The organism is Parasynechococcus marenigrum WH 8102 (assembly GCF_000195975.1).
In the GTDB taxonomy this organism is placed as follows: Bacteria; Cyanobacteriota; Cyanobacteriia; order PCC-6307; family Cyanobiaceae; genus Parasynechococcus; species Parasynechococcus marisnigri.
This window is the reverse complement of record NC_005070.1, coordinates 1641350-1665288: the sequence shown is the minus strand read 5'-3', so window position 1 is coordinate 1665288 and position 23939 is coordinate 1641350. Positions and strand designations below refer to the sequence as shown.

At 62.5% G+C, this 23939-nt stretch carries 25 protein-coding genes; 17 read left to right on the top strand and 8 right to left on the bottom strand.

The window, feature by feature from the left end; translation table 11 throughout:
* Position 1: 1 nt before the first annotated feature.
* On the bottom strand, positions 2-691 hold the full coding sequence (locus TX72_RS08735; RefSeq protein WP_011128593.1) for a phosphoribosylanthranilate isomerase: 690 nt from the start codon (positions 689-691) through the stop codon (positions 2-4).
* Between the two features lie 42 nt (positions 692-733).
* On the opposite strand from TX72_RS08735, the gene TX72_RS08730 reads away from it, so the two are divergent.
* Positions 734-1993: a M50 family metallopeptidase gene (locus tag TX72_RS08730; RefSeq protein ID WP_011128592.1), complete on the top strand. Its 1260-nt coding sequence runs from the start codon at positions 734-736 to the stop codon at positions 1991-1993.
* Here TX72_RS08730 and TX72_RS08725 read toward each other — a convergent pair.
* A complete protein-coding gene (locus TX72_RS08725) occupies positions 1930-2682 on the bottom strand; it encodes a lipoate--protein ligase family protein (protein ID WP_011128591.1) in 753 nt (250 codons plus the stop codon). The two genes, TX72_RS08730 and TX72_RS08725, sit on opposite strands and share 64 nt — an antisense overlap.
* 26 nt (positions 2683-2708) lie before the next feature.
* Between TX72_RS08725 and TX72_RS08720 the strand changes: the two genes are divergently transcribed.
* On the top strand, positions 2709-3482 hold the full coding sequence (locus tag TX72_RS08720) for a sulfite exporter TauE/SafE family protein (RefSeq protein ID WP_011128590.1): 774 nt from the start codon (positions 2709-2711) through the stop codon (positions 3480-3482).
* Between the two features lie 3 nt (positions 3483-3485).
* Here TX72_RS08720 and TX72_RS08715 read toward each other — a convergent pair whose 3' ends face one another.
* The gene (locus tag TX72_RS08715) at positions 3486-3956 is read right to left on the bottom strand and encodes a CRR6 family NdhI maturation factor (protein WP_011128589.1); all 471 of its coding nucleotides are present in this window, start codon (positions 3954-3956) and stop codon (positions 3486-3488) included.
* Between the two features lie 83 nt (positions 3957-4039).
* On the opposite strand from TX72_RS08715, the gene psaM reads away from it, so the two are divergent.
* The 3 genes from psaM to TX72_RS08700 all read left to right on the top strand — a co-directional run bounded on the left by psaM (position 4040) and on the right by TX72_RS08700 (position 5568).
* The gene (gene psaM, locus TX72_RS08710; protein ID WP_011128588.1) at positions 4040-4144 is read left to right on the top strand and encodes a photosystem I reaction center subunit XII; all 105 of its coding nucleotides are present in this window, start codon (positions 4040-4042) and stop codon (positions 4142-4144) included.
* Positions 4145-4176: 32 nt separating this feature from the next.
* Positions 4177-4548, top strand: a complete 372-nt coding sequence (locus tag TX72_RS08705) for a hypothetical protein (protein WP_011128587.1) — start codon at positions 4177-4179, stop codon at positions 4546-4548.
* Positions 4549-4617: 69 nt separating this feature from the next.
* Complete coding sequence (locus TX72_RS08700) at positions 4618-5568, top strand: protochlorophyllide reductase (RefSeq protein ID WP_011128586.1); 951 nt, start codon at positions 4618-4620, stop codon at positions 5566-5568.
* Here TX72_RS08700 and bchL read toward each other — a convergent pair whose 3' ends face one another.
* The 4 genes from bchL to TX72_RS08680 all read right to left on the bottom strand — a co-directional run bounded on the left by bchL (position 5569) and on the right by TX72_RS08680 (position 9924).
* Complete coding sequence (bchL, locus tag TX72_RS08695; protein ID WP_011128585.1) at positions 5569-6459, bottom strand: ferredoxin:protochlorophyllide reductase (ATP-dependent) iron-sulfur ATP-binding protein; 891 nt, start codon at positions 6457-6459, stop codon at positions 5569-5571.
* 150 nt (positions 6460-6609) lie between these two features.
* Positions 6610-8184: a ferredoxin:protochlorophyllide reductase (ATP-dependent) subunit B gene (locus TX72_RS08690; RefSeq protein WP_011128584.1), complete on the bottom strand. Its 1575-nt coding sequence runs from the start codon at positions 8182-8184 to the stop codon at positions 6610-6612.
* A gap of 4 nt (positions 8185-8188) precedes the next feature.
* Positions 8189-9466, bottom strand: coding sequence for a ferredoxin:protochlorophyllide reductase (ATP-dependent) subunit N (locus tag TX72_RS08685; protein ID WP_011128583.1), 1278 nt, complete (start codon positions 9464-9466; stop codon positions 8189-8191).
* Between the two features lie 80 nt (positions 9467-9546).
* Entirely contained in the window at positions 9547-9924 is a 378-nt protein-coding gene (locus tag TX72_RS08680) for a DUF8679 domain-containing protein (protein WP_042503745.1), read from the bottom strand.
* A 119-nt stretch (positions 9925-10043) separates the two neighbouring features.
* Here TX72_RS08680 and TX72_RS08675 point away from each other — a divergent pair, with 119 nt between their 5' ends.
* The gene (locus TX72_RS08675) at positions 10044-10829 is read left to right on the top strand and encodes a BMC domain-containing protein (protein ID WP_011128581.1); all 786 of its coding nucleotides are present in this window, start codon (positions 10044-10046) and stop codon (positions 10827-10829) included.
* Positions 10830-10832: 3 nt separating this feature from the next.
* On the opposite strand, the gene TX72_RS08670 is transcribed toward TX72_RS08675, so the two are convergent.
* A complete protein-coding gene (locus TX72_RS08670) occupies positions 10833-11411 on the bottom strand; it encodes a non-canonical purine NTP pyrophosphatase (protein ID WP_011128580.1) in 579 nt (192 codons plus the stop codon).
* Between the two features lie 350 nt (positions 11412-11761).
* Here TX72_RS08670 and csoS1 (TX72_RS08665) point away from each other — a divergent pair, with 350 nt between their 5' ends.
* The 11 genes from csoS1 (TX72_RS08665) to TX72_RS08615 all read left to right on the top strand — a co-directional run bounded on the left by csoS1 (TX72_RS08665) (position 11762) and on the right by TX72_RS08615 (position 23928).
* On the top strand, positions 11762-12073 hold the full coding sequence (gene csoS1, locus TX72_RS08665; RefSeq protein ID WP_006169870.1) for an alpha-carboxysome major shell protein CsoS1: 312 nt from the start codon (positions 11762-11764) through the stop codon (positions 12071-12073).
* Between the two features lie 73 nt (positions 12074-12146).
* A complete protein-coding gene (locus TX72_RS08660; protein WP_011128579.1) occupies positions 12147-13562 on the top strand; it encodes a form I ribulose bisphosphate carboxylase large subunit in 1416 nt (471 codons plus the stop codon).
* Between the two features lie 59 nt (positions 13563-13621).
* On the top strand, positions 13622-13963 hold the full coding sequence (locus TX72_RS08655) for a ribulose bisphosphate carboxylase small subunit (protein WP_006043651.1): 342 nt from the start codon (positions 13622-13624) through the stop codon (positions 13961-13963).
* A 101-nt stretch (positions 13964-14064) separates the two neighbouring features.
* Positions 14065-16407, top strand: coding sequence for an alpha-carboxysome scaffolding protein CsoS2 (csoS2, locus tag TX72_RS08650; protein ID WP_011128578.1), 2343 nt, complete (start codon positions 14065-14067; stop codon positions 16405-16407).
* A gap of 7 nt (positions 16408-16414) precedes the next feature.
* Complete coding sequence (locus TX72_RS08645; RefSeq protein WP_011128577.1) at positions 16415-18154, top strand: carboxysome shell carbonic anhydrase; 1740 nt, start codon at positions 16415-16417, stop codon at positions 18152-18154.
* 2 nt (positions 18155-18156) lie between these two features.
* The gene (csoS4, locus tag TX72_RS08640; protein WP_011128576.1) at positions 18157-18477 is read left to right on the top strand and encodes an alpha-carboxysome shell vertex protein CsoS4; all 321 of its coding nucleotides are present in this window, start codon (positions 18157-18159) and stop codon (positions 18475-18477) included.
* Positions 18477-18728, top strand: coding sequence for a carboxysome peptide B (locus tag TX72_RS08635; protein WP_011128575.1), 252 nt, complete (start codon positions 18477-18479; stop codon positions 18726-18728). The genes csoS4 and TX72_RS08635 overlap by 1 nt, the downstream gene beginning before the upstream one ends.
* A gap of 52 nt (positions 18729-18780) precedes the next feature.
* Positions 18781-19332, top strand: a complete 552-nt coding sequence (csoS1, locus tag TX72_RS14940) for an alpha-carboxysome major shell protein CsoS1 (RefSeq protein ID WP_011128574.1) — start codon at positions 18781-18783, stop codon at positions 19330-19332.
* A 111-nt stretch (positions 19333-19443) separates the two neighbouring features.
* The gene (locus TX72_RS08625) at positions 19444-21288 is read left to right on the top strand and encodes an NAD(P)H-quinone oxidoreductase subunit F (protein ID WP_011128573.1); all 1845 of its coding nucleotides are present in this window, start codon (positions 19444-19446) and stop codon (positions 21286-21288) included.
* A 10-nt stretch (positions 21289-21298) separates the two neighbouring features.
* Complete coding sequence (locus TX72_RS08620) at positions 21299-22789, top strand: NADH-quinone oxidoreductase subunit M (RefSeq protein WP_011128572.1); 1491 nt, start codon at positions 21299-21301, stop codon at positions 22787-22789.
* Positions 22786-23928 (top strand): CO2 hydration protein, encoded by a 1143-nt coding sequence (locus tag TX72_RS08615; protein ID WP_011128571.1) that lies wholly within the window; start codon positions 22786-22788, stop codon positions 23926-23928. Before TX72_RS08620 ends, TX72_RS08615 begins: the two co-directional genes overlap by 4 nt.
* The last annotated feature ends 11 nt before the right edge of the window (positions 23929-23939 follow it).

Below are 23939 nucleotides of genomic sequence, written 5' to 3'. Positions count from 1 at the left end.
GTCAGGCTCGAACTGCCGACAGCAGAGCGTTCACCTTCTCGAGGTCCTTCCAGCCGGGGCGCACCTCAAGTCGGCTTGAGGCATCGAGGCCATCGGGTGTGACGCGGTCAAGCAGCTCCGGGATCCATTCCGCACTGATGCCACCGGCCAACCACCAAGGCAGCGGCAATGTGGTTTCCGCCAGCCAGTCGAGGGGGAGCCGATGGCCCGTGCCCCCCAGCTGATCCGGACTCCAGGCATCTAGCAACAGGCCATCGACTGATTGCACATAGCCCTTCACGGCATGGAGGTCGTCCTGGCTGCGCAATCTCAGGGCCTTCCAGACGGTGATCTCGGGGTGGCGTTGTCGCAACGCCTGGCACTGCGCGGGGGGTTCCTGGCCATGCAGCTGGATCACCGTTGGGGTGCCCTCGCCCTGCAGTGATGCATCGAGCATCGCGTTCGATGGGTCCGCCACAACCCAAACCCGTTGGAGCGAAGGAAAGTGCAGCTGCAGTTGGCTGAACAGGCCCCGACGAGGGCTGTCTTCGAGGTAACGGGGAGTTCCTGCCACGCCGATCACACCGATGGCATCTGCACCCATGGCAGCGATCGCCAGCGCCTGTTCGGTGTCGGTGAGGCCGCAGATCTTCACGGCTGGAGCGGTGGATTGATCGCGCAAGATCCTGCTGGCTGATCTCCTTAGGATCATGGTGGACACGCCCTACTGGGGCAGCGACACCATGGAGCAGCGGTGGGAGAAGGCTGGACCCTGTTGACCTTTCGGGGCGTTCCGCTGCGGATCCAGCCCAGCTGGTTGTTTGCCCTGGCCATCTTCACCACGCTCTTTCAGGGGCGTTATGCGAGTGAGGTCACTCCAGCAGTTCCGATGCTGGTGAGTTGGGGACTCGGGTTGGCTACAGCACTCATGCTGTTTCTGTCGGTGCTGCTGCACGAACTCGGCCATGCCGTGATGGCTGTCCGCGAAGGGGTGAAGGTACTCAGCATCACGCTGTTTCACCTGGGGGGCATCGCCCGAGTGGAGAAGGAGTGCGCCACGGCCATGGGCAGTCTGCGGATTGCCGCCGCTGGTCCGCTGGTCAGCCTGCTGCTGGCCCTCGGCCTGTTGCTTGCAGCGGTGCCGGCCGGTGCTGTCAGCCCCCTGCTCACGCTGCTTTGCACCCAGCTCGGTCTGCTCAATCTGATGCTTGGGTTGTTCAATCTGCTGCCCGGTTTGCCCTTGGACGGCGGGTTGATACTGAAGGCGCTGGTGTGGCAGTTCAGCGGCAGTCAGAAGCGGGGCATGCAGGTGGCCGCGGCGTCTGGCCGTGCCCTGGCCACCCTGTTGATCGTGATGGGTGGCCTGCTGCTGCTGCAGGGCGGCGGCTTCAACGGTGTGATGTTGATGCTGATCGGTTGGTTCGGCCTGGGAGCGAATCGCAGTCAGTCCCAGATGTTGGTGTTGCAACAGGTGCTTCAGGACCTGAAGGTGGCTGATGCCGCCAGTCGCCGCTTCAGGGTGATCGAATCGGATCAACCCCTGCGAAAGCTCAGTCAGCTGCGGCTGCAGGACGACGAGGCCAAGCGTGGAGCGGATTGGGTGCTGATCTGCCGTGGCCCCCATTGGCTGGGCTGGGTGGATGACCAGCCCCTGCGGGATCTGCCGGTTCAGCAATGGGATCGGCAGACCGTCGGCGACCATCTCCGCCCCCTCGACTCCCTTCCTTCCATTGCCGACAACGCGCCCATCTGGCAAGCGATCAAGGCTGTGGAGGCCTCTCAACAGGGACGCGTGCTGGTGCTCAGCCCAGCAGGGCTCCCTGCCGGCACGCTGGATCGCATGGACATCGGTGAAGCGGTGCTGAAGCGATTAGGGGTGCGCCTTCCCGCTCCGATCCTCGATGAGGCCCGACGCCACAACAGCTACCCGATGGGACTGGTGATGCTGCCTCAGATCGTTGCGTCGATGCCCGCAAATTCCGAACAAACGGACCGCAAACGCCCCTCCACCTGAGCATGTTCGTCGTCGCTGAGGGGCATCTCCTCCCAGGCCACATCAGGCCAGGCCATCGCCATGGCGTTGATTAGCTGTTGATCCAGGGTCAGCCGGTTGAGCTTTGCCGCTGCCGCAGGCGGGGCGGCTTCGCCGAATACCGCCTGCCAGAGCGTCGGCGGAGGGTCCAGCAGGATTTCGCCGTGCTGCAGCAGACGTCCGTGCTGCCAGCACTGGGCACTGCCGATGCGTTTCACGCCGGCACGGTCCACGAGATCTGCAGCGGTGGAGCTGGCGAAGCAATTGTTGCCGCTGCCAAGGGCGGGATCGTCCCCGAACTGCAACGGCAGACCAAGTTGGCTGAAGCCATCGATCAACCATTGGCAGGCCTCGCGGTAAGCCTGCTTGCGTCGGCGTGGGGCCGAAGGCCAGATCAGTGCGTAGGTGAGCCCCCCTGCGTGGAGCACGGCCTGGCCGCCACTGGGCCGACGCACCATGCGAAGGCGACCCTCCCGCGCCAGTTGCTCCCAGTGCTGGGGCCAGTGGCGCTGATGGCGGCCCAGGGACAGCCAAGGTCCGTCCCAGCGGTAGAAGCGCAGCACCGGAACCTCCGTGGCCTGGGCCAGCAGCAGCGCATCGATGGCCATCTGGGTCGGGCCATCCGCGATCCGGTTGGGAATGAGTCGGCCAGGGGATCGGGCGGTCGGCATGCTGGAGATCGTGAGCGAGCGATGACGTGCTGCCCTGGTGGGACATCCCCCTGCTGATCGGCCTTGGCCTGCTGGCCGGCGGGTTGGCCGGCCTGCTGGGCATCGGAGGTGGTTTGATCTTCGCGCCCCTGCTGCTCTGGTTGGATCTTCCGCCCCATCAGGCTTTGGCCACCAGCAGCTTTGCCATCGTTCCCACGGCCCTGGCGGGCCTGGTGTCCCACCTGCGCAGTGGATCGCTGCCGGTTCGAACCGGTCTGGCCATTGGACTGTCCGCCTTTGGTTCAGCGCTGTTGTTCGGCGGTCTGGCCGGCGTGGTGAGCGGCTGGCTGCTGCTGGCGATGCAGACGTTGATCTACGTGGTGCTGGCCTTTGCCGTACGCGTGCGGGAGGAGGAGGCAACACCCGGCGAGGACGAGGAGACCGGCGGCCAGGTGGGGTTGTTGGCGGGGGTGGGCTGCATTGCCGGGTGGACCGCAGGAATGCTCGGCCTTGGCGGTGGCCTGGTGATGGTGCCGCTGATGAACGGACCCCTGGGGGTTCCCATTCATCGGGCGGTGCGCCTCAGCACCGTGGCGGTGTTCTGCTCAGCGTCAGCCGCTTCGCTGCAGTTCCTGCATGAGGGGCGAGGGGTGCCCTGGATGGGACTGGTGCTGGGGGGCGTGGCGGCCCTGGCCGCGCAATGGTCCGCCAGGCGACTGGATCGGTTTGACGCGGTGGTGCTGGTGCGGTTGCTGCGGGGCCTGGCCATCGTGCTGGCGGTGGACAGCTGCCGGCGGGCCCTTCATTTGCTGTGGGTCTGAGGCTCAGCTCAACAGGGTCCAGAAGCCGGCATCAAGCTCATAGCCGAGGGAGGCTGCCATCTGCGACAGGTTGCCCCGTTGGGGGCGTCCCAGCGTGGCGGTGCAGAGGTCATCCAGTTGCATCAGCCGGTGGGTGATCCACAGCTCGAGGGCCTGGGGCTCGAAGCGCAATCCCTCACTGCGGTTGAAGCTGTGGGGCACCACCATGGCCACATGGCGGATCAAACTGCCCTGGTCGCGCTCCAACAGCAGCGGTAGCCAGGGAAAACGGGCATCGGCCCGTAGGGCCCAGAGCCGTGGCTCGGGGCATTCGGCAAGTTCCCGGGGATCCGAAGGATCGCGAGGCCAGTCGAACTGCAGTTCCAAAGCAGGGCCTTGCTCCAGCAGCGACGGCAGCGGCTGGCTGCTCCAGGGCTGCAGGGGAGTGAGGTCGAGACGCCGGATCGCATCGGCGTTGATCTGAACCGGTTCCATCGACGGGTGTGACAGGCCTTTGCGAATGATGGCCTGAAGCCCTGCTGAGGGAGAACAATGGGATCACTTGTGTCTTTTTTCCCATGGCCACCGCTCTGACTTCGGCTGAAGTATTCGTCGCTCTCGTGGTGGCCGCCCACGCTGCCGTGCTGGCCCTGCGTCTCTCTATCAGCCTTTACGAGGCCTGATCACTGCGTTACAAGCGGACATCTGAGTAGTCGTGGTGACGGCGTCCAAGACAAAGTCATCCCGGCTCCCGAATCAGCCATCCGCTGAAGCGGCCGCCAACCGTGCTGCAACGATTCAGCGCCAGTTGGACCGGCAGGAACTGCACTGCAGCCTGATCGCTCTGGCCGCCAAGGCTGCGCTGATCCTGGTGGGTTGCGTCAGCGTGGCGCGCCTATCTGTGGCCTATCAGGAGCGGCTTGAGCGCCATGGCGAGATTGCAGCGGTGGTGAATCTTGAATCGAAGAAGCTAGAGACTCTGCAGCATCGCTTTGATCGGTTGTTCAGCATCGGCGGTGCGAAACGGTTTCTCAGCGAGCAGGATCAGTGGATCGCACCCAATCGATTGCGGGTGATCTGGCGCTGAGATTCATCACCACCGGTCAACGTTTCCGAGGCTGACCGGCAGACTGGCAGCCTTTCAGGTCCCGTCTTGATGTCCACGCCCGGCACCGTTCTGATCACCGGCACCACGTCAGGTGTGGGCCTCAATGCCACCTGTGCTCTAGTGAAGCGGGGCTGGACGGTGATCACCGCCAACCGCAGCCCCCAGCGGGCCGCGGCGGCGGCTGACGACATGGACCTGCCCAAGGAGCGGCTTCAGCATGTGTTGATGGATCTGGGTGATCTCGACAGCGTGCGGCGTGCGGTTGATGCCTTGCCGGATCGATTGGATGCCGTGGTTTGCAATGCCGCGGTGTACAAACCAAAGCTGAAGCAGCCGGAGCGTTCGCCCCAGGGCTACGAAATCTCGATGGCCACCAACCACCTCGGCCATTTCCTGTTGGTGCAGCTGCTGTTGGGGCGCCTCCAGAACTCCAGCCACCCCTCCAGGCGGGTGGTAATCCTGGGCACGGTGACAGCGAATTCCAAGGAACTTGGGGGCAAGATTCCCATCCCGGCGCCGGCGGATCTGGGGGATCTCTCTGGTTTTGAGGCCGGTTTCAAATACCCCGTTGCCATGGCCAGCGGCAAGCCGTTCAAGCCCGGCAAGGCCTACAAAGACAGCAAGCTCTGCAACATGATCTCCACCCAGGAGCTGCACCGCCGCCTGCACGGAGAGTCGGGGATCACCTTCACCTCGCTCTACCCGGGCTGTGTGGCCGACACGCCGTTGTTCCGCAACACTCCCAAGGCGTTCCAGACGATTTTTCCCTGGTTCCAGAAGAACATCACCGGCGGTTACGTCTCCCAGGCCTTAGCTGGAGAACGGGTGGCGGATGTGGTGGCCCATCCAGACTTCGCCGAATCCGGCGTCCATTGGAGCTGGGGCAACCGCCAGAAGAAGGATGGCCAGCAGTTCAGCCAGGAGCTGTCGGACAAGGCCACCGACCCGGACACCGCTCGACGGGTCTGGGACCTGTCGATGCAGCTGGTCGGCCTCTGATCAGTCGAAGCCGAGCAGGTCGAAGATCTCCCGATCCTTCAAGGATGTGGCTTCGAGGGGCTCCACCTTGTCGAGCATGTTCTGGGCCAGCCGCAGATACTCACTGCGCACAGCCTGAACGGCTTCGTCTTCGTCATCCATCTCGAAGATGGTGCACTTCTTGAGCCGTGAGCGACGAATCGCATCCACATCCTTGAAGTGGGCCATGGTGCGCAGGCCGGTGCGTTCGTTGAACTTGTCGATCTGATCGGTGTCCGCCGAGCGATTGGCCACGACACCCCCAAGCCGCACCTTGTAGTTCTTGGCTTTGGCCTGAATCGCCTGGACAATGCGATTCATCGCGAAGATCGAATCGAAATCGTTGGCCGTGACGATCAGGCAGTAATTGGCGTGTTGCAGTGGGGCGGCAAAGCCACCACACACCACATCACCCAACACATCGAAGATCACCACATCGGTGTCTTCCAGCAGGTGATGCTCTTTCAGCAACTTCACGGTCTGCCCGGTCACATAGCCGCCACAGCCGGTCCCTGCCGGTGGGCCGCCACTTTCGACGCACTGCACACCGTTGAAGCCGGTGAAGACGAAGTCTTCCGGACGCAGCTCCTCGCTGTGGAAGTCGACTTCCTCAAGGATGTCGATCACCGTCGGCACCATCTTGTGGGTGAGCGTGAAGGTGCTGTCGTGCTTGGGGTCGCAGCCGATTTGCAGCACCCGCTTGCCTAGCTTTGAGAAGGCAGCCGAAAGGTTGGAGGAGGTGGTGGATTTACCGATGCCTCCCTTGCCGTAAACGGCGATCACCAGGGTTTCCTCCTGAATGTTGAGGCCAGGGTCCTGGTGGACCTGCACACTGCCTTCGCCGTCCGTGGGACGCGTCAGGGTCGTGGTCATTCAGCGACCTTCACAAGAGGAGACAGATTCATTCAACAGCAGCAGATGTGCCGTGGTTGGTTTTCACTAAGAAATGAAAGATCTGGTTTCTAGCTGAGCTTCGGTAACAGAATTTCTTTCAATTAAATAAAAAGAAATGAGTGCAAATGCTCATGCCTTGAAGTGGGCTTTGGCGTCATAAAGCGTCTCGCTGCTGATTTCCCGGCAGCCCACTTGTCGGGCATAGGCCTCGGCATTGCGGCGGACTTTCCCGCGCACGAAAAAGGGGATCTTCTTCAGTTCCGCCTCGCCATCAGCGGTCCACACCACGTAGCCCTCGTCAGCCTCGGGAACGTCGCTTAACGCGCTCTCCTGGGACGCTCCGGATCCACCGGCATGGCCCAGATGGCTCTGATGACCGTCCACGAATTCGAAATCGTGGCGGAACATGCCGATCAGGTGCTCCTCCAGACCCATCATCAGCGGGTGCACCCAGCTGTCGAAGATCACATTCGCCCCTTCCCAGCCCATCTGCGGGCTCATCCGGGCTGGCACGTCCTGAACATGCATCGGCGTGCTGATCACCGCGCAGGGAATCCCCAGCCGTTTGGCGCTGTGGCGTTCCATCTGGGTGCCCAGCACCAGTTCAGGTGCCGCTTCGGCCATGGCCGCCTCCACCGCTAGATAGTCGTCGCAGATCAGGGCCTCCAGCCCCAGGCCCTTCGCAGCGGCCCTCACCGGCCGAGCCATCTCGCGGCTGTAGGTGCCCAGCCCCACCACCTGAAAGCCCAGTTCCTCACTGCAGATGCGGGCGGCGGCGATGGCATGGCTGCCATCGCCAAAGATGAACACCCGCTTGCCGGTGAGGTAAGTGGAGTCAACGGATTCGGAATACCAAGGCAGGCGTGAGCGGCGATAACCCTCCTGCGGCGAGGGTGGTTCCAGTCCCAGAGCGGTGTGCACTTCAACCAGGAAGTCGTGGGTGGCGCCGACACCGATCGGCACCGTGCGGCTGAAGGGCATGCCGAAGTTGCGTTCCAGCCAGAGGCAGGTGGATTCAGCCACCTCCGGGTAGAGGCAGATGTTCAGGTCGGCCTCCGGCAGACGGTGCACGTCCTCTACGCCAGCTCCCAGGGGGGCGACGACCGCCACATCGATGCCGTGCATCGTGAGCAGCGTCTGCACCTCCAGCACGTCATCGCGGCAGCGGAACCCGAGTAAGGAAGGACCTAGCAGATTCACCCGTGGTCGACGCCCCTGTTGTTGCCAGCGCTTGGGATCATGCTTCGGCTCAGCCGGCACCTGTTGTTTCAGCAGACCCCGCACCAACTGATAGAGAGTTTCTGCGGCGCCCCAGTTCTCCTTTTTGCTGTAAGCCGGCAATTCAAGGCTCACTACCGGCATGGTCAGCCCCATGCCCTGCGCCAAGGCACCGGGTTGGTCCTGGATCAGTTCAGCCGTGCAGCTTTCCCCCACCAGCAGTGCATCGGGTTGGAAGCGGTCCACCGCTTCCCGCACATGGCGCTTCACCAGCTCGGCCGTGTCGCCCCCCAGGTCCCGGGCTTGAAAGGTGGTGTAAGTCACCGGAGGGCGCTGGCCGCGCCGCTCGATCATCGTGAATAGCAGGTCGGCGTAGGTGTCGCCCTGCGGTGCATGCAACACATAGTGCACCCCTTGCATGGAAGCGGCGATGCGCATAGCCCCCACATGGGGTGGTCCTTCGTAGGTCCAAAGCGTGAGATCCATGGCGTCAGGCGTGCACAGGTTGGTCGGGTTGGGTGGGATGAAGCCCGGGGTGAATCAGTTGGCGGCGCCGCAATGGCCTGGAGAAGAGTTCCGCCAGGTCTCCGGCCTGGTCGATGCCGTGAATCGGGCTGAACACCAGCTCGATCGACCACTTGGTGGCGATGCCCTCGGCCTCCAGCGGATTGGCCAGCCCCATGCCGCAGACCACCAGATCCGGAGCGCTGTCACGCACCCGGTCGAGCTGCAGCTCCACGTGCTGTCCCTCCATGACGGGGGTGCCCTCAGGCAGCAGGGCCAGCTCCTCGGCCATCTGTTCGCGGTTCAGGTAGGGCGTGCCCACTTCCACCAGCTCCATGCCGCATTCCCGCTGCAGAAAACGGGCCAGGGGAAGCTCCAGCTGTGATTCGGGCAACAGGAAGATGCGCTTGCCTGCCAGCACCTCCCGATGGGGTTCCAGGGCAATGCGCGCCCGCTCCATCAGGGGATCCAGCACAGTTGCCACGTGGCTGGGTGCCACCTCGAAGGCTTGGGCGGCCGCCTCCATCCAGCGTCGACTGCCCTCAGCTCCCAGCGGGAAGGGGGCGGTGAGCACCGTGGCGCCGCGGTTGCGCAGCAGGCGGGCCGTGTCGGTGAGGAACGGCTGGGTTAGCAGCACGGTGGTTCCGGGGCCAACCGGTGGCAACGCGGTCGACTGGCGCGGCGGCAGGCTGCGGACCCTGTCGATCCCCAGGCGTCCGAACAAGTGGATCAGGCGATCCTCCACAGCGTCGGCGAGGGTGCCCACCAACAGCAGCTGCCGTTCAGCGCTGCTGGGCAGCAGCGGCACCAGTGCCGCTAGCGCTCCATCCTCGCCTTGGGTGAAGGTGGTTTCGATGCCGCTGCCGGAGTAATTCACCACCCGCACACGGCCCTGCAGTTCGTCGTTGAGCCGCTCTGCCGCCCTGGCGAGGTCCAGCTTGATCACCTCACTGGGGCAGGACCCCACCAAAAACAGGGTGCGGATCTCTGGTCGCCGCTGCAGCAGTTCCCGGGCCACACGGTCCAGTTCCTCATGGGCGTCCGCCAAGCCCGCCAGATCCCGCTCGCTGAGAATGGCGGTGCCAAAACGGGGTTCGGCAAAGATCATCACGCCGGCGGCGCTCTGGATCAGGTGTGCGCAGGTCCGTGATCCGACAACAAGAAAAAAGGCATCCGGCATGCGCCGGTGCAGCCACACAATCGAGGTGAGACCGCAGAACACCTCCCGCGGTCCGCTTTCCTTCAGCAGGGTTGGCCCGGCCATCGGCCATGTCCCGAGGAATCAGCCCACAACCTGACCTCGGCAGCGGGCTGGTGACGCTCAGCCCCTGAAACTCTTCGGGATCAGAGGCGACGGCGGAAGCCGTCGTAGCGGTCGGAACGATCGCTTCCCTCCAGTTTGCTGAGCCGCCAGACGTTGCGGCTGACGCGGCGCGCCACCAGTCCGCCACGCTCAACCTGCTCACTGCCGGGGCGGGCCCCCAGCAGCAGGGTGACCTCCGCTGTGGTGAGCGGTGCGCCGGTGTTGATGGCCAGGGCGGTGAGTTCCAGGCGTTGGCGCAGCTGCCGGGCCCGTTCGACCTCGCTGTCCACTGCGGTCTCCAGCCAGGGCAATTCCACTTGCCCATCCTTGGCCAGCCGTTGCATCAAGCCGAAACTGACCATGCCCAGGGCCTGGTCGGCATTCAACTCAACGGCATTCACGGGGGTTTGCTCGCTCATCACCGGAGTCCTAAGTGTTGATAAGCGGACGGTATCGGCTGCGCTTCGGCACGCAAGACCGCTTCCCGCGCCTGTGATCACAGCAGAAAACACGGAATTCATCCGGTACACTCCCCGCCATGACCCGTTTCGCCAGCTTCGAGGCCCGGGAGCGGCGGCGTGGTGGAAGCGCTCTCGTGACCGGCACTGAGGTAAAACCTCCCCAGGGAGGTGCGAGTTGTGTTGTGACCACGGATTCCGAATCCCCCAGGTTGCAACGCCAGAACAGCCATGTGCAGTCGATCGAGCTGCGCACCCATGTGTTCATCGACTCATTGCAGCCTCAATTGGCGGCTTACATGGGTTCGGTGAGCCAAGGATTTCTGCCCATTCCGGGCGATGCCTGTCTGTGGATGGAGGTGTCGCCGGGCATGGCGGTTCACCGCGTGACTGATATCGCCCTGAAGGCGAGTGATGTGCGCCTTGGCCAGATGGTGGTGGAACGTGCTTTCGGATCGATGGCGCTGTATCACCGTGACCAGAGCACGGTGCTCCATTCCGGTGATGTGGTGCTGGAAGCCATCGGCAGCACGATCGAGCAGCGTTCCCCCGCAGATGTGAGTTGGACGGAGGTGATCCGGGCGATCACCCCGGACCATGCGGTGTTGATCAACCGCCAGAACCGCCGTGGCTCCATGATCGAGGCCGGCATGAGCATGTTCATCCTCGAAACCGAGCCCGCTGGCTACGTGTTGATTGCGGCGAATGAAGCGGAAAAAGCGTCCAACATCACCCTGGTGGACGTGAAAGCCGTCGGTGCCTTTGGCAGGCTCACCCTTGCAGGACGTGAAGGGGATGTGGAGGAGGCTGCTGCTGCTGCCATGCGGGCCATCGAAACCGTCAACCGACGCTCCACGTTTCGCTGAATCTCAGTTCAAGTTCAGCAGGCGTCGCAGATCCGGTGCCAGGGCGCGTGCTGCTTTGCCACGGCTACCCAGACGGGTGAGTTGGGATGCGTTGAGCTCCCCGTAGGTGCAACGGGCTTCCCGCACCCACAACAGCGATTCGAAGCCACCGCCTGCATAGGCCGGTTTCAACAGCAGTTCACCCCAGCAGACCCCTTCGGCTGAGGCCACACAGGTGCCGGAAGGATCGCTGATCACCATCGTGCTGCGGAAACACGCACTCCGGTAGGGGGAACTGTTGAGTTCCTCCAGAAGGCGCTGAATTTTGGTGTCGTTGCCGCTGGCGTAACGGGCGGAAAACAAACCCGGGGCACCGTGCAAGGCATCCACTTCCAAGCCGGAATCATCCGCCAGGGCCCATTCGTTGGTGCGCAACGCAGCAGCGCTTGCTTTGAGAGAAGCGTTCTCCAGATAGGTCTCTCCGGTCTCGTCTACTTCCAGATCACTGGGTTGACGCTGGACCTCGAGAGGCAACGGTCCAAGCATGGCTTCTATCTCAGAAACCTTAATGGGGTTGCCGGTGGCAATGGTCAGACGTTGCAACGAACGGAGAGCACAGAAAGGCTCACCATTGTGGGGTTTAGGGGTAGAAATCTTTCGGTCAACGTCAGAACCGAATGGCATGGGTTGAACATGCCACCCCTCAGCCAATGGCGTCAGGACCATTCGTTTTCGTGAACCTATGCATCAACGCTTGTCGCGGCAACGCCTTGTGCGGATGTGATCACAGGAACCACCACAGCAGTGCGGAACAGTGAGAGACAGGGTGATAAGCCGGGCTTATCAGGTTCACTATGGACAGTGATCTCGGGAGTGTGCCCAATTGCTTGACGGGAAGGGATCTGGCGGACCAATGTCCCGAGCGAACATTCCACCTTTTTTCCCGGTAGGCAATGGCTAACGAAACCATGGGCATCGCCCTCGGCATGATCGAGACCCGCGGTCTGGTCCCCGCCATCGAGGCAGCTGATGCCATGACCAAGGCTGCCGAAGTGCGCCTGATCGGTCGTGAGTTCGTCGGCGGCGGCTACGTCACCGTTTTGGTGCGCGGCGAAACCGGCGCTGTGAACGCTGCTGTGCGCGCTGGCGCTGATGCCTGCGAGCGCGTCGGCGACGGCCTCGTGGCTGCTCACATCATTGCCCGCCCCCACCGCGAAGTGGAGCCTGCACTGGGCAACGGCAACTTCCTCGGTCAGAAGGACTGAGATCTTCCGCTGAGCCTCTGACGAGGCACGCGAATGTCTCATCCCCCCTTCACCGACCTAACGGAGTTTTCCCATGAGCAAGAAGTACGACGCTGGGGTCAAGGAGTACAGGGACACTTACTGGACTCCTGATTACGTTCCCCTCGACACCGACCTGCTGGCCTGCTTCAAGTGCACCGGCCAGGAAGGTGTGCCCAAGGAAGAAGTCGCCGCTGCTGTGGCTGCTGAATCCTCCACCGGCACCTGGTCCACTGTGTGGTCCGAGCTCCTCACCGACCTCGACTTCTACAAGGGCCGTTGCTACCGCATCGAAGACGTCCCTGGTGACAAGGAGTCGTTCTATGCCTTCATCGCCTACCCCCTCGACCTGTTCGAAGAGGGTTCAATCACCAACGTTCTGACCTCCCTGGTCGGCAACGTGTTCGGTTTCAAGGCCCTGCGCCACCTCCGTCTGGAAGACATCCGCTTCCCGATGGCGTTCATCAAGAGCTGCTACGGCCCGCCGAACGGCATCCAGGTCGAGCGCGACCGGATGAACAAGTACGGCCGTCCCCTGCTGGGTTGCACCATCAAGCCGAAGCTCGGCCTGAGCGGTAAGAACTACGGCCGTGTGGTCTATGAATGCCTGCGCGGCGGTCTGGACTTCACCAAGGACGACGAGAACATCAACTCGCAGCCCTTCCAGCGTTGGCAGAACCGCTTCGAATTCGTTGCGGAAGCCATCAAGCTGTCCGAGCAGGAGACCGGCGAGCGCAAGGGTCACTACCTCAACGTGACCGCCAACACTCCCGAGGAGATGTATGAGCGCGCTGAGTTCGCCAAGGAACTCGGCATGCCGATCATCATGCACGACTTCATCACCGGTGGCTTCACGGCCAACACCGGTCTGTCGAAGTGGTGCCGTAAGAACGGCATGTTGCTGCACATCCACCGCGCCATGCACGCGGTGATCGACCGTCATCCCAAGCACGGCATCCACTTCCGCGTTCTCGCCAAGTGTCTGCGTCTGTCCGGTGGTGACCAGCTCCACACCGGCACCGTGGTCGGAAAGCTGGAAGGTGATCGTCAGACCACCCTCGGCTACATCGACCAGCTGCGCGAATCCTTCGTGCCCGAAGACCGCAGCCGCGGCAACTTCTTCGATCAGGACTGGGGTTCCATGCCTGGCGTGTTCGCCGTTGCTTCCGGCGGTATCCACGTCTGGCACATGCCCGCACTTGTCGCCATCTTCGGTGACGACTCCGTGCTGCAGTTCGGTGGTGGTACCCACGGTCACCCCTGGGGCTCCGCTGCAGGTGCTGCTGCCAACCGTGTGGCCCTCGAGGCCTGCGTCAAGGCACGCAATGCCGGTCGCGAGATCGAGAAGGAAAGCCGGGACATCCTCATGGAAGCCGGTAAGCACAGCCCTGAGCTGGCCATCGCTCTCGAGACCTGGAAGGAGATCAAGTTCGAGTTCGACACCGTCGACAAGCTCGACGTTCAGAACTGATCGTTTCTTCGGCCGGTTGATGTAACCGGCCAACCCTTTTTCTTAAACCCAGGATCCCTATGCCTTTCCAGAGCACCGTGGGTGACTACCAAACAGTCGCCACCCTGGAGACCTTCGGCTTCCTCCCGCCGATGACCCAGGACGAGATCTACGACCAGATCGCGTACATCATTGCCCAGGGTTGGAGCCCGCTCGTTGAGCACGTCCATCCCAGCAACTCCATGGCCACCTACTGGTCGTATTGGAAGCTCCCCTTCTTCGGTGAGAAGGATCTGAACGTTGTCGTCAGTGAGCTCGAGGCTTGCCACCGCGCATACCCCGACCACCACGTGCGCATCGTCGGTTATGACGCTTACACCCAGAGCCAGGGTGCATGCTTCGTGGTTTTCGAAGGACGCTGATCCTTCGAACCTTTGGTTCCGAGCCCTGACCTGATCAGGGCTCCAGTTTTTTCCGGAGGGGCAGGTGCCCTTCCACCTCACGACGACACCCTCGGGCGGACATGGCAAGACTTTCTAGTCGCGAACTCGCACTTGAGCGCCGCAAGGCGCTGACAACCTCTGGTAAGAAGTCCTCTGTGGCTGCAGGAGATGGTGCCAATCGCGTGCGCACTGCCTCCGACGTACGTCCCACCCGCACGGACGCTGCAGCCGCTGTTGAGCCCACGGCTCCAGCTGTCTCCGCTCCCGTGAAACCAACAGTGTCGTTCACTCCGGCTTCCCCCTCCAGTAGTTCTCATGTGAAGCCTCAGCGTCATCCCAGCAGGGACCTGGTGCTGGCTCGCCGTGATGCCCTGTCCCGCCGCGGCAAGACCGCAGACACCAGCCGCGACCGTAACCGCGCTGATGTCGCTCGCCAAACCCAGGCTGCTGCTCCTGTTGCAGCATCGGCTGAGGAGCAAAAAACCTGTGGATGTGGTGGAAAGCGCGCTGCTGGAAAGGTTCAACTGAGTGCCCCTACCACTTCTCTTAAGCCCCGTTCCGACCGTCGCAGTGCAGCGCCCAAGCGCCGTGCCATCGAGAACCCCAGCCGTGCGCTGGTGTTGGCCCGTCGCGAAGCGATGGCGAAACACGGCAAAACCGCTGGTAAGCAACCCACCAGTGCTGCTGCTGTCGCCCGTCAAGCCAACCCTGATCTCACCAGCCGCGAGCTGGCTCAGCAGGTGCGTGAGCTGCGCACCAAGGCTGGTGCCCGCAACAAGCAAAGCGCTGGTGCAACCCGCCCAACCGGTCCCAACCGCCACGGCGCCAAGCAGGCTGCTGCAGCTGATGCCCACTGGAAAGTGGGAGAAAGCACCACGAGTACCGGCCAGACCGTGACCGGTACTCAGGCCAACCGTTCGGTAAAAACCACTGGCAATGAGGCCAGCACCTGCCGATCGATTACTGGCACCGAATACCTGGGTGCCGAAGTGTTCCAAACGTTCTGCCAGCAGGCACCTGAGCCCACCACTCCCGCCAAGGTTCGCGTCACCGCCACTAGCCACGGCAACCGCGTCACCGGCAATGAAGTCGGCCGTTCCGAAAAGGTCACCGGGGACGAGCCCGGCACCTGCAAGAGCGTGACGGGTACTGAATACATTTCTGCTAACCAGTCCGCTGCCTATTGCGGCAGCTCGCAGGTGTCACAGCGCAAGGTGGGTCACAGCCTCACGCAGCAGGGTCGTCCTGTCAGCGGCGTGATGGTGGGTCGTTCCTCCAGCGTCACCGGCGATGAAGCCGGGGCTGGCCGCAGCCTCACCGGTGATCAATATCTCGGGTCAGATCCCCTCCCCGACGGGCGCCCTGCCGCCAAGGTTGGCCAATCGGGAACCCTCTCTGGGACGGGTGTAACAGGAACCTTGGTGGGTCGCTCCTCCCAGGTGACCGGTAATGAGTTTGGTTCTTGCCATCGCGTCACCGGCGATCAATACATCAGCGCTGAACAGGTCAATGCCTTCTGCGGTAGCAAACCTGAGCCTGAAGCCGCCAAGGTCGGATTCAGCATCACCAACCGCAATCAGGTGGTGAGTGGCACCCGCACGGGTCGCTCCGAGCGAGTCACAGGCGATGAACCAGGCACCTGTAAGGCCGTCACTGGCACCCCCTATGCCGGACTCGAAAATGCTGGCCAGCACTGCGGAACTTCGGCTGTTCAGGCCATTCGCGAACGCACTCCTGTGCGTCTTGGTACGCCTTCTGCTGCCATGACCGGCATCCAGCCCGGTGTGGGTGGTGTGATGACGGGTGATGAGAAGGGAGCCTGTGAAGCCGTCACCGGCACCCCCTATGTAGGTGCAGACCAGCTCGCCACGGCCTGTGGCAACGAGGCTCCAGCGGGCACCGACAGCCATGGCCAAGCCCCTGAAGGTGCTGCCTGGACACGCTTCAGTGTGATGTCTCCCGCCCGTGCCGCTCAGCAGCAGCGCGATGACCAGGGTGCTGTCACCGGTACCTCCTACGAGCAGGGCAACCGCATCACCGGCCCTTTTGATCTGGCCGGTGGCAAGGTCACCGGCACCGAGCAGTTTCGTTTCGATAACCGTGAATTCCAACGTCGTCAGTTCCAACCCACCGTGGCGGTGGTGAGCGAACCGGCTGAACAGCCCGCCTCCCGGGTCACCGGGGAGGGTTCCTCCACCAAAATTACAGGTGACGACTGGGACCGTGGTGAGCACGTCACCGGAACTGAGGGTGTGTCCGCCCGTCGTCGTAACCCCACGCGTCCGGGCCCGATGAGTGCCACGGTTCCTCACGAGCGCAAGCGCAATGAAGAGAACGAGTGGCCCGTCAGCCGTGTGACCGGTTCCAGCGGCAACACCGAAAAGGGTTCCCTGATTACCGTCTCTGGCGGCGCAAGGGGCTGATCCGCTGATGGTTCGCTCCATGCCTCTCCGCGGCGGGCGACCTCAGGCCCCCACGGCACCAACCCGCTGGCAGCTTCAGAACACTGTTTTTGCAGCTGAATCTCAGAACCAGCCCAGCGCTTCTGAAGCGGTCGTCTCGTCGACCCGTGATGCTGCCCTGCAGCGGCGTCGTGCACTCACCACAGACGGTAAAGCAGCCACGTTGGTTCAGGGTTCCGTCGGTGGGGGTCGGGTCCGGTCCGCCCGCGATCAACGCCAACCGGGTTGGGTCCGTCGCGACAAGGGTGCAACCTCCGGGGTGCCGTTCAACCTGAGTCGCTCATCCCTGCCGATCACCAATCGGCAGCACCCCCTCACCGATACCGCTGCCAATGCACGGCTGCGCGCCTACGAGCAAGAGGTGAAGGGGCGATTCGATCGCATTGTTCCCCTGCTGCAACGGGTTTCAGCGCTCCAGCACGAGCCTGATTTCATTGAGCAGGCGCAGCGACTTACACGCGCTGAGTTGGGATTCGACCTCCCCCAGCACATCCTCGAGAGGGCCTGGGTGCGCCCCCTCGACATGCGGGCGCTGTTCGCCTGGTGCGTGTTTGAAAGCCATCGGTTGTTCAGTGATCGTTTTTTCCAGGACGACCCGCTTGATGGGGCCGCGGGCAGTGTCGCCGCCAGGGATTTCGAGCAATTTCTGCTCGATTGCGGCATCCATCTGCTCGATGTGAGTCCTTGCGCCGATGGCCGCCTGGCCCACACCGTGGCCTACGCCTTGCGCATTCCCTTCAGTGCGGTGCGCCGCCGTTCCCACGCAGGCGCGATGTTCGATGTGGAAAACACCGTCAACCGCTGGGTGAAGACTGAGCACCGGCGCCACCGCGAGGGAATGCCGAATCCCTCCACGGAGCCGACCCGGTACCTGAAGGTGGTGACATACCACTTCAGTTCCCTCGACCCTCAGCACCAGGGCTGCGCTGCCCATGGCAGCAACGATGAACTTGCAGCAGCCGCTGGCCACCAGCGGCTGCTCGATTTCCGTGAAGCGGTGGAAAACAGTTTCTGCTGCGGAGCGTCCGTGGATCTGTTGTTGATCGGCCTTGACACCGACACCGACGCGATTCGGGTCCATCCCCCGTCTCGGGACAGCGAGATGGTGCTCGATCAGTGGCTTTGTGCCCGTGAACTCCATGCCGCGACGGCGTCGATGACGGCGGATCAAGCCATGGCGCAGATCGCCGAGGCGATCGAGGCCGGAGCATCGGGCCCCATGGAGCCCGGCATGGTGGCATTTCTGACCCGCTTGATCGCCAACAACTGCTCTCAGATTGATTACGTGCAGGATTTGCACGGAGCTCCGTATCCCGATGCAGGCCACGCTGAGCGTTTCATCGGTGTCGGAATCGGCTTCAAGGAGGTTCACCTTCGCAATCTCACCTATTTCGCCCATTTGGACACCGTTGAAGAGGGTGCTCCTGATCTCGATGTCGGGGTCAAGATCTTCAAGGGTCTGAATGTGTCCCGCGATCTGCCGATCCCGGTGGTCGTTCGCTTCGACTATTCAGGCCGTGTTCCCGGTGCCCGGGAGCGGGCGATTGCCGATTGTCAGCGGGTGAATCAGGCCATCGCAGATCGCTACGGCGAGCTTGTGAACCAGGGCCTGCTCCACACTTGCCTCACCGTTCGGGATCGCAACCAGACGGCCCCGGCCGAGGTGGTCGGTTCCACCCTCGCCCCCCCGCTTCAGGAGGCTCACTGATCATGCTCATCGTCAAGGTCATCAAGCCGCTCGTCTCCACCAACCGCATTCCGGATTTCGAGCACAAGCATCTTCAGGTGGTGCAAGACGGAAGCGCCAAGAAGGTGGCTGTTGATGCGGTGGGTGCGAAACCCGGAGACTGGGTGATCTGCGTCAGCAGCTCCGCCGCCCGTGAAGCGGCTGGTAGTAAGTCGTATCCCAGTGACCTCACCATTGTGGGGATCATCGATCACTGGGAACCGGACCCACCGAAGACTCCAGCCCCTGCGCCGGCTCCCACCCCTGCACCCACAGCAAATCCTGCCGGAGGCGCGAGCGTCTGATGGAGATCATGCAGGTGATGGGCACCTTGGTATGCAGCTTCCGCGTGGCGGGGCTGGATCACATGCACCTGCGCATCCTTCGCAATGCCAAAGGCAAGAAGCTGGTGGCCGTCGATCCCGTGGGTGCCCGAGAGGGCAACTGGGTGTTCACCGCCAGCGGCTCGGCTGCCCGGCATGCCTGCCCGGACAACAAGGTCCTCACCGATCTGACCATCGGCGGGATCATCGATCACTGGAATCCTGACGGATAGGGAGCCTTCCCTCCTTCCGCCGTTTCCGTTCCGCTTCCACTCCCCTCTCCCCATGGCCACCCCGTCCCCCACACCCCGTCGCCGCACCACCCGCAGCAGTGCTGCAGCGAACAAGACCGTTGATGTGAATCCCGTGGCCACCCCTGCAACGCCCGCTGCTTCGACCGCTGCGACTCCTGCACCCACCCCAGCACCCTCGACCACCCGACGCAGCACTACCACCACCCGCAGAAGCGCAGCGTCGGGCTCGGCAGGTGGCGGCAGCGTTGCCAAGCCTGTGAGCAACACCGCTCCCGCTGCAAGCCCTGTGCAGGGCATTGCCCTGGGCATGATCGAAACCCGTGGCATGGTCCCTGCCATCGAAGCGGCTGATGCCATGACCAAGGCGGCTGAAGTCAGCCTGATCTGCCGCGAGTACGTCGGTGGTGGCTACGTCACCGTGATGGTTCGTGGTGAAACTGGTGCTGTCAACGCTGCTGTTCGCGCGGGGGCAGATGCCTGTGAGCGTGTGGGTGACGGACTTGTCGCCGCTCACATCATTGCTCGCCCCCATCAGGAAGTGGAGCCCGCTCTGATCGTCAGCGGCGCCACACGCCGTCTCTGATACCACAGCACCAGTACTACAGCCGTTCACAAAGAGCGCCCAGAACACGGTGTCGTCCCTAGATTCGCCGGCCAATCAACGACCAGCCCGATCCCGATCCCGCTTGCCGTTTTGACTCAGGAGCTCTCGCTTCCTATCCAGACCGCCTGGCTGATTCCTCTCTATGGATTCGCCGGTATGCTGGTGTCTCTACCTTGGGCATTAGGCCTGTTTCGTCGTGACGCCCATCGTCCGGCGGCCTATCTCAATATTCTTCTGACCCTGCTGGCTTTCGGCCACGGCAGCCTCATTCTTCAGCAGGTGTTCCAGTCAGGCCCGGTGGACCTGGCTTTCCCCTGGCTCACCGTTGCAGATCTGGAGCTGGACATCAGCTTCAGCCTTTCGCTCACCAACCTGGTAGCCCTGGAGCTGATCACCGGTTTGAGCCTGTTCTCCCAGGTTTATTCCCTCGGCTATATGGACAAGGAGTGGGCGCTGGCCCGTTTCTTTGCCCTGCTTGGCTTCTTTGAGGGGGCGATGAGCGGCGTGGTGCTGAGCGATTCGTTGTTCCAGAGCTATTTCCTGCTGGAGATGCTTACCCTCTCCACCTATTTACTGGTGGGTTTCTGGTACGCCCAGCCGCTGGTGGTGACGGCCGCGCGGGATGCCTTTCTCACCAAGCGTGTTGGCGATGTGCTCCTGCTGATGGGTGTGGTGGCCCTCTGCAGTTATTCCGGTGCCATGGGGTTCAACGACCTCTACGCCTGGGCCGCGCAGGATGCTCTTTCCCCCTTGGCGGCAACGTTGCTGGGGCTTGGGCTGATTGCCGGCCCCACAGGCAAGTGCGCCCAGTTCCCGATGCACCTGTGGCTGGATGAAGCGATGGAGGGGCCCAACCCAGCTTCCATCCTGCGCAATTCCGTGGTGGTCACCTGCGGGGCGATCGTCCTGCTCAAGGTGATGCCAATCCTGCAGCTCTCCCCCATTGCCGAAGGGGTGCTGCTGGTGATCGGCAGCATCAGCGCCATCGGCGGCTCGTTGGTGGCCATCGCTCAGGTGGACATCAAGCGCACCCAGTCGTACACAACAACGGCCCATATGGGCCTGGTGTTCATTGCCATCGCGCTGCAGATTCCTGTTCTGGCTCTGCTGCTGTTGTTCTCCCACGCCGTATCGAAGGCGTTGCTGTCGATGAGCATCGGTGGCGTGATTGCGTCGACCAATTGCCAGGACATCACCGAGCTGGGTGGCCTGGGAAGTCGGATGCCGGCGACCACGACAGCTTTTGTTGTTGGTGGTGCCGGGTTGGTGGGTTTCCTGCCCTTGGGTGGATTCCTGGCCCTGGCCCAGTCGATTGAGCTTCTCAGCGTGCGTTCGATCCCTTTCATGGGTGTTTTCCTGCTCACCAATGCCCTCACGGCTCTTGGTTTGGTGCGGGTGTTCCGTCACGTGTTCCTCGGCAACCCCCTTATCAAGTCGCGCCGTTCAGCTGAAGTGAACTGGCAGATGGCCTTGCCGATGGTGGCCCTGTCGGTGGTGGTGTTGCTCACCCCTCTGCTGCTGGTGCGGCTGGAATCCCTCGACGGGCTTCTCGCGTTCCCGCTCTGGGCAGCGGGCCTGGTGGTGGGCAGCGGACTGATCGGGCTTGTAGCAGGTGCTCTGTTGCCGTTGAGCAAGGCCTGGTCCCGTTCACTCAACCCCTGGCTGCGCTGGTTCCAGGACCTGCTGGCCTACGACTTCTACACCGAGAATTTCTATCGCCTCACCATCGTGAATGTGGTGGCCCGCGTGTCGCGTCTGGCCTTCTGGTTTGACCGCACCGTTGTTGACGGTGTGCTCAACGGTGTGGCCCGCCTGTCGTTGCAGAGCGCCGAAGGCCTGAAGCTCAGCGTCAGCGGCCAGAGCCAGTCGTATGTGCTCACGGTGCTGGTGGCCATTGTTCTCTTTCTCACCTCGGTGAGCTGGTTCCTCACCTGATCGCCCTGAGATGCTGCTTTCCCTGCTGCTGTTGATTCCCCTGCTGGGGGCTCTGGTCCTGATCCTCTGGCCTGGGGCACCCACCAGTGCTCGGCTGCGTGAGGTCACGATCGTGCTGCTGGCTGTTCAGTGCGTGGCCAGCTTTGCGCTGTTGCTGCCGTTCGATCCTGCAGACGCTGGTTTGCAGCTGGTCGAGCAGGCCCGCTGGGTCCATGCCATCGGCCTGGATTACGCCCTGGCGGTGGATGGTTTGTCCCTGCCGCTGGTGTTGATGAATGGGGTGCTCTGCCTGGTCGCCGCCATTGCGTCGCGATCGATCGACAACCGGCCTCGGATCTATTTCGCCTTGCTGCTGGTGATCAGCGGCGCTGTGAACGGTGCCTTCCTGGCTCAGAACCTGCTGCTGTTTTTCCTGTTCTACGAGCTGGAACTGATTCCCCTGTGGCTGTTGATTGCCGTGTGGGGTGGTGCCAACCGGGCCTATGCCGCCACCAAATTTCTGATCGTCACGGCGGTGTCCGGTGTGATGATTCTGGCAGCCTTCCTCGGACTGGCCTTCGTCAGCGGCACGATGGATTTCAGCTTGCAGCCGATCATGGCCGGTGAGCTGGGGATGACGGCTCAGTTGGTGTTAATGGGCGCCCTGCTGATCGGCTTCGGCATCAAAATCCCCCTGTTTCCGTTTCACACCTGGTTGCCGGATGCCCACACCGAGGCCTCCACACCGGTGTCGGTGCTGCTGGCCGGGGTGTTGCTCAAGCTGGGTACCTACGGCTTGCTGCGGTTCTGCCTTGGTCTGTTCCCCGAGGCCTGGCAACTGGCCTCCCCCTGGTTGGCGGCCTGGGCGGCGATTTCGGTGCTTTACGGCTCTTTGGCCGCGATCGCTCAAACCGACATGAAACGGATGGTGGCCTACAGCTCCGTTGGTCACATGGGCTACGTGCTGCTGGCGGCGGCCGCTGCCACGCCGCTTGGGTTGATGGGTGCCCTGTTCCAGATGATCAGCCATGGGCTGATCTCCGGGGTGCTCTTCCTGCTGGTGGGCGTGGTCTACGCCCGAACCGGCACCCGAGATCTCAATGTTCTTCGCGGTCTGCTCAACCCTCAGCGGGGCCTGCCGCTGACCGGTTCTCTGATGATCATCGGTGTGATGGCCAGTGCAGGGATTCCAGGCATGGCTGGCTTCATCTCTGAATTTCTGATCTTCCGAGGCAGCCTGCAGCCGTTCCCCATCGCCACGTTGCTGTCGATGGTGGGCTCCGGCCTCACGGCGGTGTATTTCCTCCTGCTGGTGAACCGGGCATTCTTCGGGCGACTTGCGATCGCCCCCGGCGAGGTGGTGAATCCCCGTATTCTCGACCGGGTTGCCTTGCGGGAACAAGTGCCGGCCATTGTCCTCAGCCTTGGTGTTCTGGTTCTTGGCCTGGCACCGGAACTGCTGTCAAACCTCAGTGAAGCAGCCACCACGGGCCTGAGTCAGATCAGCGGAGGACTCTCATGACCACCACCTTGAAGCCCACGGCAGTGGCTCCACCCCAGTTGCCGGATCAGGAGGAGCTGATCCGGCGCCTGCTCAGCGATACGCCATTGCTCAAGGACACACCGGACCATCTGCTGCAGGTGGTGAATGTGCTCGAGAGTTACGGCATCGTGCTCGATGCCTACAGCAAAAACCTGGTGGATCAGGGTGAGAAGCAGCTGCTGAATCCCTTCCCCGTGTTCCGGTTCTTTCATGAGGGCTTCAACCTGAAGCGCCTTTGGCAGCACCTGCTGGGGGACAGGATCAACTTCGAGTACGCCGAGTACTGCCAGAAGGCGATGTTCTGGCACGGCACCGGTGGCCTGGATGCCTACCTCGACACCCCGGAGTTTGCTGAGGCCTGCCAACGGATCATCCAACGCAAAGCGGCACGGGATCCATTGCTGGCGCTCACCCATCGGCTTTATCCCGGCTTTGCCCCGGAATCGATCCGTTCACTCACCACGATCTATTGCCTTGGTCTGTTTTGGCGGGTGATGAGCGACATTTTTGTCGACCTGGCCCGTCGCTATGCGATCAAGGAGGTCACCTGCGTTAACGATGTTGTGCATCACATCCGCGATGGCCTGGTGGCAGCGGCCGGCAACCCCATCACCTATCAAGTGACGCTGGGTGGTGAAGACATCTGGGTGCTGCCTCCAGAGGCTGGTCTCACCTTTCTGGTGGATGTGGCCGTGCCTTACGTGGAAGCTGTGTTCTTCCGCGGCATGCCGTTCCTGGGCACGGTTTCCTACAACGCCCAGGCCCGTCAGATCTCGCCGGACATCAGTGACTTCAAGTACGGGGCGCTGTACGCCGATCCGATTCCCAGCATGGGGGCCGGTATCCCGCCGAGCCTGTGCATGCAGGACATGTTCCGCCATCTGCCGGAGGAGCTCAGCCGCTGGTACGACGAAAACGGTCGGGGCCAGACGGATGTGCACGTTCAGATCTGCGTCAGCTTCCAGAAGTCGATGTTCTGCGTCACCAATGCCGCCATCTCCGGCACCATGCCCCATCCATTGGATACCGATGATTCGGAACAGCAGGCAGCCAATCGGGCCTACGCCGAGGCCTGGTCCGGTCGCTTGATGGGCTGCCAGCTGGTGGCGCTCCTCTAGGTTTTGAGAAG